Consider the following 13,269-nt stretch of genomic DNA (forward strand, 5'->3'; position numbering starts at 1 on the left):
ATGAGTGTGGATAACAAAGCACCAGAAATTCGCTTTGAAGGATTTAGTGGGGAGTGGGTTGAAAATAATCTAGGTGAACTAATAGATATTAAATCAGCCGCGCGAGTTCATAAAGAGCAATGGACTGAAACAGGCGTGCCATTTTTTAGAACAAGCGATGTTGTATCTATTTACAAAGGACAGAAAAACACTAAAGCCTATATTTCTCATGAAGTTTACAATGGCCTCTCTGAGAAGATTGGCAAGGTAGCAAAAGATGATCTTCTTATAACTGGCGGCGGCTCGATTGGTATTCCCTACCTGGTCCCGAATGATAATCCTTTATATTTCAAGGATGCTGATTTACTTTGGTTAAAGAACAATAAAAAGTTTAATGGATACTTTCTATATACATTTTTCTTTAGCGAATGCTTCAAAAAACATATTAAAAGTATTTCTCATACAGGAACTATTGCGCACTATACAATTGAACAAGCCAAAGCAACGCCGATAAATACATGCAACGACGAAGAGCAAACCCAAATCGGCAACTATTTCCAAAAGCTCGATGGCCTAATCAATCAACACCAACAAAAGCATGACAAGCTCAGCAACATTAAGAAAGCCATGCTAGAAAAAATGTTCCCAAAAGAAGGTGAAACCATTCCAGAAATCCGCTTTAAGGGATTTAATGGAGAATGGGATTACTTGGCTTTAGGTGAAAACGCGAAATTCACTAAAGGGCAAGGCTATTCGAAAGGTGATTTAGTTACAAGCGGATCGCCAATCATTTTGTATGGCCTACTTTATACAAAGTATCAAACAGTTATTAATAGCGTTGACACATTTGTAATTGAAAGAAATAAATCCGTTAAAAGTATTGGAGGGGAAGTTATCGTTCCTGCTTCAGGTGAATCACCTGAAGATATATCAAGAGCGTCGGTTATTAGTGATCCGGATATAATTATTGGTGGTGATCTGAATATTGTATCACCTAGCAAAAAAATTCATCCAATATTTTTAGCCTTAGTAATATCAAATGGTCATTTAAAAAAAGAGCTGTCTTCTAAAGCACAAGGAAAATCTGTTGTTCATATAAGAAATTCAGACCTGGCTGATTTAGAGCTAATTTTACCAACTGAATATGTGGAACAAACTGCAATCAGTAACTACTTCGAGAAACTCGACGCACTGATCAACCAACACCAACAACAAATTACCAAGCTCAATAACATCAAGCAGGCTTGCTTGAGCAAAATGTTTGTATAAGGAGTGCACATGATCACCTTCAAAAACGAAGCACAATTTGAGCAAGCCTTTATTGAGGTACTTACCAACAAAGGTTGGGAGTCGGAGATACTCAAAAACAAAACCGAGGCCGATTTACTGCAAAACTGGGCAGACATTTTGTTTGAAAACAATTGCCAGCGAGATCGCTTAAACGATGTCCCGCTTACTGCAACTGAAATGCAGCAAATTATTGAGCAAATCAAAGAGCTTAAAACCCCGCTCAAGCTGAACGGTTTAATTAATGGTAAAACCGTGGCTATTAAGCGCGATAACCCAGCCGATACTTTGCATATGGGTAAAGAAGTCAGCTTAAAAATATACGATCGCCAGGAAATCGCCGCAGGTCAAAGCCGTTACCAAATTGTACAGCAGCCTAAATTTGAACGCGGCAGCCCTTTGCGTAACGACAGACGAGGTGACGTGTTGCTACTGATTAACGGTATGCCGGTGATCCATGTAGAGTTAAAGCACAGCGGTATCCCAGTTAGCCAGGCCGTAAACCAAATTGAAAAGTACAGTACAGAAGGCTTATTTAACGGCCTGTTTTCGCTCATCCAGGTATTTGTAGCTATGGAGCCAAACGAGACCAAATACTTTGCCAACCCCGGACTAGACGGCAAGTTTAACCCCGACTATCAGTTCAACTGGGCCGATTTTAATAACGAACCCATGAACTACTGGAAAGACATCGCCTCTACCTTGCTTTCTATCCCTATGGCACACCAGTTAATTGGCTTTTATACCGTCGCCGACGATACCGACGGCGTGCTTAAGGTAATGCGCAGTTATCAGTATTACGCCGCCAATGCGATATCAGACAAAGTAGCCAAAACCAACTGGCAACAACTGGGTAGCGCTAATAACCCTGATCGTCTCGGGGGTTATGTGTGGCATACTACCGGTTCGGGAAAAACCATGACCAGTTTCAAATCGGCACAGTTAATTGCACAATCGAAAGATGCCGATAAAGTGATTTTTTTAATGGACAGGATTGAGCTGGGTACCCAGTCGCTGACAGAATACCGTAATTTTGCTAGCGATGGCGAGGACGTTCAAGCCACAGAAAATACTCATGTGCTTATTACAAAATTAAAAAGCAGTGCAACTTCCGATACGTTAATTGTTAGCTCCATTCAAAAGATGAGTAATATTTTTGAAGAAGCTGATGATGAGGGAACAGCAACAAATTCAGCTGATATAGAAAAAATCCGTGCTAAGCGCTTGGTATTTATTATTGATGAAGCACATCGCTCAACGATGAGTGGAGGAAAAGAAAATAAGTTAGGCATGCTGGTAAGTATTAAAAAAACCTTCCCTAAGGCACTCTTTTTTGGTTTTACCGGCACGCCGATTCATGATGAAAATAAAATCAATAACAATACTACCGCTGATGTATTTGGTAACGAGTTGCATCGCTATAGCATAGCTGATGGTATACGTGATGGTAACGTTTTGGGCTTTGATCCTTACAAAGTTCCTACCTTTAGAGATAGTGACCTAAGGAAAGAAGTTGCATTAGAACAAGCTAAGGCTAATTCGGTTGCTGATGCGATGGCGGATCCCGCCAAAAAGAAAAAGTTTAATCACTTTTTAAATGACGTACCGATGGCTGGCTATAAAGATGCCACAGGCAAATACCATAAAGGCATTGAAGACTATGTACCTAAAAGCCAATATTTAACGGCCACCCACCAGGAAAAAGTCGTCAGTGACATTTTAGATAAATGGGATGTACTCAGCCAAGGCAATAAATTTCACGCAATACTAGCCACAAATAGCATCGCTGAAGCAATTGACTATTACCGGCGTTTAAAAGCGGCCAAACCTGAGCTAAAAATCTCAGCCTTGTTTGACCCAAATATTGATAACGACGACAGTGGTGACCGTAGCCCAACCTTTAAAGGCGATGGGCTGGATGAAATTATGAGTGACTACAATAAGCGCTATGGTCACGATTTTGATTTTGCCCGCCACGCGGCTTTTAAAAAGGATTTAGCGGCACGTCTGGCACATAAAAAACCCTACGAACGTATTCATACCGAGCCTGCGAAGCAGTTAGATTTATTGATTGTAGTGGATCAAATGCTCACTGGTTTTGATTCTAAATGGCTTAATACTTTATATTTAGACAAAGTAATTAAATACCAAAATATAATTCAAGCGTTCTCACGCACCAATCGCTTGTTTGGTCCCGACAAACCCCACGGCATCATCCGTTATTACCGCTACCCACATACAATGGAGCAGCACATTAATGCTGCGGTAAAACTCTATTCCGGCGATAAGCCTATCGGCTTGTTTGTTGATAAGTTAGAAAGCAATATTAAAGCCATAAATGAATTAGTAGCTGACATTACCGAGCTGTTTGTTACCGCTGGCGTGGAGAATTTTGAAAAACTGCCAGACGATATAGAAGCCTGTGCCCAATTTGCCAAGTTGTTTAATACCTTTAACCAGCACCTGGAAGCGGCTAAAGTACAAGGCTTCCATTGGGAACAGTCGGTCTATTCCTTTACTGAAAATAATGCAGAACATGAAGTAACGCTGGCTATAGACGAACAAACTTACCTAAGCCTGGTCCTGCGCTATAAAGAATTAACAGCCAAAGGTGAGCACGATGGTGCAGGTGGTGGCGATGTGCCTTTTGATATTAGTGGTTATTTAACTGAAATAGACACCGGCAAAATCGATGCTAACTATATGAACAGCCGATTTGATAAATATTTAAAAGAGCTGAATAAACACCAAGACCCTGCAAGCATTGAATCCACATTAAATGAACTGCACAAGTCGTTTGCAACGCTCACCCAAATTGAGCAAAAATATGCCAAACTCTTCTTGCATGACTTGCAGCGCGGCGATGCACAGTTGGTTGAAGGACATACTTTCAGAGACTACATCAACATCTACAAAAATAACGCTGAAAATGCGCAAATAAACGCCGTTATTAATGCTCTTGGTTTAGATAAAGAACTGCTCATAGCATTAATGGTTGATAGTGTTAATGAGAAAAATCTAAACGATTTTGGTCGCTTCGACGCATTAAAAGAATCGGTAGATAAAGTGAAAGCCAAGACCTATTTTGAAAAACATGAAGGCGTAACCATGCCCCTATTCAAGCTGAATATTCGTATCGATCAGTTTCTAAAAAAGCTTATTTTCTCACAAACGGATGATTTTTTAAGTTCCATTGATGTTGTTGGTATCATGATGTGATGGATGTCCCTCTCTCAGCATAAGTCCTTTCACACTTATGCTGAGTGTTCATTATTAGGGGTGCTGCATCATGAATTCGATAAAAGTGAATACTCCGGATATGCGGATACTTACAACTGTCTGGGCTAAGTTGTGAGTCTGCAAATACCAAATTAGCCAAAAATAAGGCATGCCCAATGCATGCTTTATAGAAATCCTTTTTAATGAGTCTTTATTTAATTTAGCAAAATCAAACGGACTAACCCTCTTATCCCGATTCGAATCCAGATAATCCGCCCACTACTGCAGCATCAGTCTCCTCTCCCCCAGATGCTCCGCCTTATGAATATAAGCGGCCCGCACAGAGCTGCGTTCCTGATGGCTCATCTGCCGCTCTACCGCATCTCTCGACCATAGCCCCGACTCAATCAACGAACTACACGCCATCGTTCTGAAGCCATGTCCGCATACTTCCGTTTTCGTGTCATAGCCCATCACTTGCAGAGCTTTGTTCACCATGTTTTCACTCATAGGTTTACGCGGATCGTGATCGCCCACAAAGATCAGCTCACGGTTTCCACTCATGCTTTTGATCTTTTCCAAAATAGCGAGAGCTTGCCGCGACAAAGGGACAAGATGAGGAGTCCGCATCTTTGAACCACGCTGCGAATGTTTAACCCCGTCCAGCGGTTCACGCTCACCGGGGATCGTCCACATGGCCGTTTCAAAATCTACTTCTGACCAGCGGGCAAATCGCAGCTCGCTTGAGCGGATAAAGACTAACAAGGTAAGTTCGACAGCAAGTCGGGTTAATGGTCTTCCGGAATAGTGATCAATGCGATGAAGTAATTCAGGTATACGGTTAAGCTTCAGTGCCGCACGATGCTGTCTTTTCGCCGTAGCAACTGCACCGGCAATATCTTGCGTGGGGTTGTAGTCGATTAAACCGCTCTGCACAGCAAAGCGCATAATCGCGGTAGTTCGCTGTTGCAAACGAGCCGCAACTTCGAGACGCCCGGATGACTCCACCGCTTTGATGGGGACAAGTAGATCCCGTGTCTTGAGGTCAGCAATGTTCCGCTTACCGATGGCAGCAAAGAGATTATCTTCGAGACTTTTCAATACACGAGCGCTATGCGATGCCGACCATTTCTGATTACTGGCATGCCAGTCTCTGGCGACTACTTCAAACGTTATAGCTTCTTGTTCCTGCTCTACCTTAACGGTTTTCTTGTTCTCACTGGGATCAACGCCATTAGCTAATAGCTTACGGGCCTCATCCCTGCATGCCCGGGCATCCGCCAGCGACACTTCAGGGTATTCCCCCAGCGCCAGCATCTTCTCTTTACCACCAAAGCGATAACGCAGTCGCCAATATTTAGAACCGTTGGGGTGAACCAGCAATACCATGCCGTCGCCATCAGTAAGCTTATAGGCTTTTTCTTCAGGCTTAGTCGAACGAACCTTCACATCACTCAGAGCCATGATGAGTATCTTTTCAAGGGTTCTGTGTGGGTACAAACATTATAGAACCGAGATATACCCGCAGTTGTACCCGTATCAGTAAGTCAATGTAGATTAAATCTGGCTAATTTAGGCTGAGTAAAAAGCGAAAAAACCTTGCAGGGGTTGGATTTTAGACACAAAAAAAGCCACCCTGGGGTAGCTTGATTGCATCTAAATGGTGCCGAAGGCCGGACTCGAACCGGCACGTATCTCTACGGTTGATTTTGAATCAACTGCGTCTACCGATTTCGCCACTTCGGCACTGAAGTAGTATGCGGAAAACGGGTGCATTATACCTTCCCCCGGAGCACGTGCAACTGTTATCCCCCTTTCCGTTTGTTAAGTGACGAAAAAATCAGCGCTTCATGCGCTGCGGGGTGGTGAGGCCGTGTGCCGGTGGGGTTGGGAAAGGTAAGAGAGGCTCACACTTTTTTGGCGGGGGGCACATTTTTCGCCTGTCAGGCGCGGCGGTTGGCTTTATGATGTCTGCCACCTGAATCTTGCCTCTCATGGAAACCAGATTGGCCAAACGACTCCCTTCCCTGCTGCTTGGGCTGGTGGCGGCTGCCCTGCCGCTCAGCGCTTTTGCTCAGGCGCAGTTGTCCTCCCAAGTGGTGGATAATTTTGCTGAACACATCTTCTATAACAGCGGCGCGCAAGGCATGGCGCTGGTGGTGATCGACAATAACCAGCAGGTGTTCCGCAGCTTCGGTGATACGCGGCCGGGCGATAATGTGCGGCCGCAGCCGGATACCCTGATCCGCATCGCCTCCCTCACCAAGCTGATGACCGGCGAGGTGATGGTGAAACTGGCCGATGAGGGCAAGGTGCGGCTGGTCGATCCGCTGAAGAAGTATGCGCCGCGCGGCGCGCGGGTGCCGGCTTATAATGCGCGTCAGCCCATTACCCTGCTCAACCTCGCCACGCACACCAGCGGCCTGCCGCGTGAGCAGCCGGGTGGCAAGGCCGGGCGGGCGGTGTTTACCTGGCCGACCGAGGCCAACCGCTGGCAGTACCTGAAATCCGCCAAGGTCACCACGCCGCCGGGGGTACATGCGGCCTACTCCAACCTCGGCTATGACCTGCTGGCCGATGCGCTCTCCAATGCCGCCGGCAAGCCCTATGCCTCGCTGCTGCGTGAGAAGGTCACTGGCCCGCTCGGCATGGTCAACACCACCTTCACGCCGACGGCGGCACAGTGCGCCCGGCTGATGGTTGGCAAGGGGAGCAGCCCCTGCACCAACACGCTGGCGGCGGCGGGCAGTGGCGGCGTCTACTCCACGCCAGAGGATATGCAGCGCTGGATGCAGCAGTTCCTGGAGAGCAATGGCCGCGCGCCAGCCCTTACCGCCACCCGCGACCAGACCATGTACTTCCGGCGCAGTGAACTGGTCTCGCTGAAGGGGATGGATGTGCCGGGTCAGGCGGATGCCCTCGGGCTGGGCTGGGTGACGATGGCGGCGCGCGATGGCCGACCGACTATCATCCAGAAAACCGGTGGCGGGGGCGGGTTCATCACCTACATGGCGATGGTGCCGAAGAGAAACGTGGGGGTGTTCGTGGTGGTGACGCGCACCGAGCTGACGCGCTTTACCAACATGAGTGATGGCGTCAACGATCTGGTGACGGCGCTGGTCAATAACCAGTATGACTAACCCTTCCGCCTGACTGTTCCCTTCACGTTAAAGATGCCGGGCAGCCCTCGCCTGCCCGGCACTCCCGATCACCCCTGTGCGCGGCGTTGGCTTAGGGCATAGACAAACACCACGGCAAAGCAGGCCATCGGCAGCAGGTAGGCGATAGCGGTGTGGTAGTGGTCGGCCAGCGCGCCCATGAAGTAGGGCATGATCGCCCCTCCGACAATCGCCATGATCATGAAGGAGCTGGCGCGCTTGGTGTGCGCCCCCATGTTCTTCACGCCAAGGGCGAAGATGGTCGGGAACATGATCGACATAAAGAAGAACACCGCCACCAGCGCCACCACCGACAGGTTATCGATGCTCAACACCACCAGCCCGCACAGCGCGATGTTCACCAGCGCATAGAGCATCAGCAGCGTGGTGGCCGCCACCCGCCCCATCAGCCAGGTGCTGAAGAAGCGCCCGACCATAAAGCAGATCATCGCTACCGAGAGCAGGTAAGAGGCGCTCTGGTTGGAGACGTTATCCCAGTGCTCGGTGGCGTAGTTGATGAAGAACGCCCCGACGCCCACCTGCGCCGCCACGTAGAAGAACTGCGCCACCACGCCGCCAACGAAGTGACGATGCTGCCACAGCCCGCGTTGCACTTGCCCCGGCGCGTCGCCGCTCTCACGGATGTCCGGCAGGCGGGTGCGGCTGAACAGAAAAGCGATCAGCAGCACCAGCAGCGCGATGCCGACGTAGGTCACCTTCACTGACTCCAGCCCGCTGCCCTGCTGGGTGGCGGAGAAGAAGAGCGTGCCGCCAATCATCGGGCCGATAAACTGCCCCAGCCCGTTGAAGGACTGCGCCAGGTTGAGCCGCCGCTCCGCGCCTGCCGGGTCGCCGAGCACGGTGGCGTAAGGGTTGGCGGCGGTCTCCAGACAGCCGAGGCCGCTGGCGATCACAAACAGCGCCAGCAGGAACAGCGCGAAGCTGTTGGCCGCGGCGGCAGGCACAAACAGCAGCGCGCCGAGGGCGTAGAGGCACAGTCCCACCAGAATCCCCGCCTTGTAGCCGCGCCTATCCATAAACAGCCCGGCGGGCAGCGCCACCAAAAAGTAGGCACCAAAGTAAGCCGCCTGCAACAGGCCGGACTGCGCCTTGGTGACGTGCAACGTCTCCTGGAAGTGCTTGTTGAGCACATCAAGCAGGCCGTAGGAGAGGCCCCACATAAAGAACAGGCTGGTGACCAGCATCAGCGCCCAGCGGCTGGCCGAGGCCATCTGGCTGACGCTGCCCGGCACCGGGGTCGCACTTTTATTGACGAGCATGTTAACTCCTTGATCCAAAGGTGGATAACGCATCGATGGCGCACACGCGCCGGGCTACTGCGCCGCGGGTTGATCCGCAAGGGAAAACAGGCGTTCCATCGTCACCCATTTGTCACCCGGTGGCGTCCACGGGGTGGGAAGCTGGTAGCGCCACATCAGCGCCTCCCAGCGCTGGATATGCGGGTTCTGTTCACTGGCTGCCGCAAAGGCCGCCGGGTTGAACCCGTCGGCCACCTCCATCACCATAAACAGCCGGGTGCCGAGCTGGTAAATCTCCATCTCCAGAATGCCGTGCCCACGCAGGTGCGCCGCCACCTCCGGCCAGATGCGGCGGTGGTGCGCCTGATACTCGGCAATCAGCGCCGGCGAATCGACCAGATCCAGCGCCTGACAGAGGCGGCGGCTCATGTGATCGCCCGGTCAAGGTGGGTGTAGCCGCCATCCACGCAGAGCCACTGGCCGGTGGTGTGCGAGGCGCGGGAAGAGAGCGTGAACACCACGGTGTCGGCGATCTCCTGCGGGGTGGTCATGCGGCGGCCAAGCGGAATGCGCGCGGTGATGCTCTCCCGCTTGGCCTCCGGTGAGTCAAAGGAGGCGATCCAGCGCTCATACTGCGGCGTCATCACCTCCGCCGGGATCACCGCGTTGACGCGGATGCCATCCGCCAGCAGCGAGGTGGCCCACTCACGCGTCAGCGCCAGCACGCCCCCCTTGGCGGCGGTGTAGCCGCTGGTGCCGCCCTGCCCGGTCAGTGCCGTTTTGGAGCTGATGTTGATGATGCTGCCCCGGCTGGCGCGCAGCGCGTCCAGACAGAGGTGCGCCATCAGGTAGTAGTGGATCAGGTTCTTCTCCAGCGAGCTGATGAACGCCTCGCGGCCCGCCTCCAGACTGACGCCATCGTTGACACCGGCGTTGTTCACCAACCCGTCGAGGCGGCCGAAGCGCGACAGCGTCTCGCGCACCGCCCGGCGGCAGTCAGCCTCCAGACAGAGATCGGCGAGGATGGCGCACGCCTCCGGCTGGTGGCGGTGCAGCCCGGCCATGAAGGTGGCCTCAGGTGGCACGTTGGTGACGATCACCGGGATCGCTCCCTCCTCCGCCAGCGTCTGGGAGATGGCCGCGCCGATGCCGGAACCGCCGCCGGTGACGATCACGACCTTATCGGTCAGGTTGAGGTGCATAGTCAGGCTCCTGTAGGGCGTAGAGGCGGCAGGCATTGCCGCCCCAGATGGCGGCGCGTTCCGGCTCGCTCAGCCCGGCCAGCGCCTGTTCACAGAGTCCCGCCACCGCGTCGTACTCCGCGGCCAGCAGGCAGACCGGCCAGTCGGAGCCGAACAGCAGCCGCTGCGGGCCGAACGCTTCCAGCGCGGCGTCGAAAAAGGGGCGGAGCTGTTCTGGCGTCCACTGCCCGCCGGGTGCCTCCGTGACCAGCCCGGAGAGCTTGCAGGCGACGTGCGGCAGCGCGGCCAGCGGCGCTATCTGCCGTGCCCAGTGCGCCGCGCCGCGTGCGATATCAGGCTTGCCGAGGTGATCGAGCACCAGCCAGTGGCGATCGTGGCGCGCCGCAAAAGCCGCCGCCGCCGCCAGATGGCGGTGGGTCACCAGCAGTTCATAGAGGTAGCCGCGCGACTGGATTAGGCGCATCCCCTCCGTCAGCGCCGGCTGGCACAGCCAAGCGGCCGGGTCAGTTTCATCCTGCACCAAGTGGCGGAACCCGCGCAGCGTGCGGCGCGCCTGCAATGGCTCCAGCAGGTCAGCCAGCTGGGGCGAGGCGAGCGGCAGCCAGCCGACCACGCCACGCACCTGCGGGTGCGCCTCCGCCAGCGCCAGCAGGAACAGCGTCTCCTCGAGGCTCTGGCGCGCCTGCACCGCGATGCAGCCGTCAAGGCGCTGTGCCGCCAGCCGCGGCAGCAGGTCGTCGGGCAGGAAGTCGCGCCGCAATGCTGGCATGGCATCGCTGATCCACGGGAACGCCTGCGGCCGGTAGCGCCAGAAGTGCTGGTGGGCATCAATGCGCGGTGTCATCACGCCCCCCGGAAACGGTACTGTTCCAGCGAGGCGGGGTGCATCTCAATCGAGAAGCCCGGCGCGCGCGGCGGCATGTAGGCCGCGCCCCGGATCTCGCACGGATGCAGGAAGTGCTCATGCAAATGATCGACATACTCAATCACCCGTCCCTCGTGGGTGCCAGCGATGCAGAGGTAGTCAATCATCGACAGGTGTTGTACGTACTCGCACAGCCCGACGCCGCCAGCGTGCGGGCAGACCGGCAGCTGGTATTTAGCGGCCATCAGCATCACCGCCAGCACCTCGTTCACGCCGCCCATGCGGCAGGCGTCAATCTGCACCACGTCAATCGCGCCGCGCATGATGAACTGTTTGAACATGATACGGTTCTGGCACATCTCGCCAGTCGCGACCTTCACCGGCGCAACCTGCTCACGGATCTTGCGGTGGCCCTCGATGTCATCCGGGCTGGTCGGCTCCTCAATGAACCACGGCTGGGCGAAGGCCAGCTGCTTGACCCAATCGATCGCCTCGTCCACCTCCCACACTTGGTTGGCATCAATCATCAGCTGGCGCTGCGGGCCAATCACCTCGCGGGCGATGCGCACGCGGCGGATGTCATCCTCCAGGTCACGGCCCACCTTCAGCTTGAGGAAGGAGAAGCCGTTGTCCACCGCCTGTTGGCAGAGGCGTCGCAGCTTCTCATCCGGGTAACCGAGCCAGCCGGCGGAGGTGGTGTAGCAGGGGTAGCCCTCGGCCAGCAGCGTCTCGCGGCGCTGCGCCTTGCCCTCGGCACGTTCGGTGAGCAGCGCCAGCGCCTGCTCCGGAGTGATGCAGTCGGTGATGTAGCGGAAGTCGATGCAGCGCACCAGCTCCTCCGGCGTCATCTCCGCCACCAGTTGCCACAGCGGCTTGCCACGGGACTTTGCCCACGCGTCCCACACCGCGTTGATCACTGCGCCGGTCGCCAGGTGGATCGCGCCCTTGTCCGGGCCAATCCAGCGCAACTGGCTGTCGCTGGTGAAGCGCCGCCAGAAGGCACCCATGTCAGCGGCGATCGTCTCCAGACTCTGCCCGACAATCTGGTGCGCCAGCGCGCGGATGGCGGCGCAGCAGATCTCATTGCCGCGCCCGATGGTGAAGGTGAGGCCGTGGCCGCTCAGCGCCGGGTCGTCGGTCTCCAAAATCACATAGGCGGCGGAGTAGTCCGGGTCGGGGTTCATCGCGTCGGAGCCGTCCAGCGCCAGCGAGGTGGGAAAGCGAATGTCTTCGACACGCAGGGCGGTAAAGGTGGTCATGGTTACCTCGCGGTTAAGGTCTAATGGTCAGGCCACTGACGGCATAAAAACGGCCCGAAGGTCAGGCCACTCACGTGAAATGTTGTTGCTCTGCCCGGCCTGCGGTTTGTTAAGATGGAAGGCAGGACTGAACAAAACATCATCACATGTGGTTCATTTTTTACATGGCTATAACAATTCCTCAAGGGCGACAGGGGGGAATTGCTGGCTGAATCGCTTAACCGATCTAGGGGGGAAGGAGACCATGCCGATAACCAGACTGGAAAACCCACGGCTTTACAGGCAGATAGCAGACCAGTTGCGCGGCCTGATCGAAAAGGGAGAATTTCCGCCCGGCAGCCGGCTGCCCTCGGAGCGCGATCTGGCCGCCCAGTTGCAGGTGAGCCGCGCCTCGGTGCGTGAGGCGCTGATTGCGCTGGAGGTGATTGGGCTGGTGGATGTGAAAGTGGGCAACGGCGTGATTGTGCGCCACCCGCCACAGGCCGCCTCTATGGAGCCAGTGATGGCGCAGGCCGGGCGCGGCCAGTGGGCGGAACTGGATGAGGAGCTGGGCATCACCCTCGATTTGAATGCCGAACTGCCGCCCTTCTCGCTGCTGCAAACCCGGCGGCTGATTGAGCCGGAGACCGCCGCGCTGGCCGCCCGCTACGCCACGCCAGAGGAGCGCGCCGCCATCCGTGAGGCTTACCAGCGCAACGTGGCGGACAACCGCGCCGGCTCCAGTACCCATCCCGGCGACCGGCTGTTCCACATTCGCATTGCGCAGGCCAGCGGCAACCCAGCCTACGCCTTCATCATCGGCCACCTGCTCGGCCACCGCTACGGCAGCATGTTCCGGGTGTTGCAGCGCCACTACACGCCACAGGATATGCCACACCGCTCAGAGCAGGAGCACCGCGCCATCCTTGAGGCGATTGAGGCCGGTGATGCCGCCGCTGCCCGCAAGGCGATGAAGGCACATCTGGACGCGGTGTTCGCGGTGTTCGCCCGTCAGGGATAACTAGCAAAAAAAAGCCCCGTCGTGACGGGGCTTTAGTAGGG

9 protein-coding genes, 1 tRNA gene and 1 pseudogene are annotated in these 13,269 nt (G+C 54.4%); 4 read left to right on the top strand and 7 right to left on the bottom strand.

Going from position 1 to position 13,269, the window contains the following annotated elements:
- Together ACK3SD_RS15225 and ACK3SD_RS15230 are read left to right on the top strand one after the other, a co-directional pair.
- Complete coding sequence (locus ACK3SD_RS15225) at positions 1 to 1,248, top strand: restriction endonuclease subunit S (RefSeq protein ID WP_481126035.1); 1,248 nt, start codon at positions 1 to 3, stop codon at positions 1,246 to 1,248.
- A 9-nt stretch (positions 1,249 to 1,257) separates the two neighbouring features.
- Positions 1,258 to 4,485, top strand: a complete 3,228-nt coding sequence (locus ACK3SD_RS15230) for a type I restriction endonuclease subunit R, EcoR124 family (protein WP_481126036.1) — start codon at positions 1,258 to 1,260, stop codon at positions 4,483 to 4,485.
- Between the two features lie 213 nt (positions 4,486 to 4,698).
- On the opposite strand, the pseudogene ACK3SD_RS15235 reads toward ACK3SD_RS15230, so the two are convergent.
- A pseudogene (locus tag ACK3SD_RS15235) lies at positions 4,699 to 5,949 on the bottom strand (tyrosine-type recombinase/integrase); the annotation flags it as partial.
- A gap of 197 nt (positions 5,950 to 6,146) precedes the next feature.
- Positions 6,147 to 6,231 (bottom strand) — tRNA-Leu (locus ACK3SD_RS15240).
- Positions 6,232 to 6,479: 248 nt separating this feature from the next.
- Here ACK3SD_RS15240 and ampH point away from each other — a divergent pair.
- Positions 6,480 to 7,625 carry a D-alanyl-D-alanine-carboxypeptidase/endopeptidase AmpH gene (gene ampH / locus ACK3SD_RS15245; protein ID WP_137764405.1) on the top strand — a complete coding sequence of 382 codons (1,146 nt, stop codon included), beginning with the start codon at positions 6,480 to 6,482 and terminating at the stop codon, positions 7,623 to 7,625.
- A gap of 68 nt (positions 7,626 to 7,693) precedes the next feature.
- Here ampH and fucP read toward each other — a convergent pair whose 3' ends face one another.
- The 5 genes from fucP to ACK3SD_RS15270 are packed head-to-tail and all read right to left on the bottom strand — an operon-like array spanning position 7,694 to position 12,228.
- On the bottom strand, positions 7,694 to 8,923 hold the full coding sequence (gene fucP, locus ACK3SD_RS15250) for an L-fucose:H+ symporter permease (RefSeq protein ID WP_481126037.1): 1,230 nt from the start codon (positions 8,921 to 8,923) through the stop codon (positions 7,694 to 7,696).
- A 54-nt stretch (positions 8,924 to 8,977) separates the two neighbouring features.
- Complete coding sequence (locus ACK3SD_RS15255; RefSeq protein ID WP_481126038.1) at positions 8,978 to 9,331, bottom strand: L-rhamnose mutarotase; 354 nt, start codon at positions 9,329 to 9,331, stop codon at positions 8,978 to 8,980.
- A complete protein-coding gene (locus ACK3SD_RS15260; protein ID WP_137764408.1) occupies positions 9,328 to 10,104 on the bottom strand; it encodes an L-fucose dehydrogenase in 777 nt (258 codons plus the stop codon). The genes ACK3SD_RS15255 and ACK3SD_RS15260 overlap by 4 nt, the downstream gene beginning before the upstream one ends.
- The gene (locus ACK3SD_RS15265; protein ID WP_481126039.1) at positions 10,082 to 10,948 is read right to left on the bottom strand and encodes an amidohydrolase family protein; all 867 of its coding nucleotides are present in this window, start codon (positions 10,946 to 10,948) and stop codon (positions 10,082 to 10,084) included. The genes ACK3SD_RS15260 and ACK3SD_RS15265 overlap by 23 nt, the downstream gene beginning before the upstream one ends.
- The gene (locus ACK3SD_RS15270; protein ID WP_481126040.1) at positions 10,948 to 12,228 is read right to left on the bottom strand and encodes an L-fuconate dehydratase; all 1,281 of its coding nucleotides are present in this window, start codon (positions 12,226 to 12,228) and stop codon (positions 10,948 to 10,950) included. The genes ACK3SD_RS15265 and ACK3SD_RS15270 overlap by 1 nt, the downstream gene beginning before the upstream one ends.
- 244 nt (positions 12,229 to 12,472) lie before the next feature.
- Here ACK3SD_RS15270 and ACK3SD_RS15275 point away from each other — a divergent pair, with 244 nt between their 5' ends.
- Positions 12,473 to 13,228: a FadR/GntR family transcriptional regulator gene (locus tag ACK3SD_RS15275; protein WP_481126041.1), complete on the top strand. Its 756-nt coding sequence runs from the start codon at positions 12,473 to 12,475 to the stop codon at positions 13,226 to 13,228.
- Positions 13,229 to 13,269: the final 41 nt, after the last annotated feature.

Source organism: Chimaeribacter sp. YP20170169 (assembly GCF_056739715.1).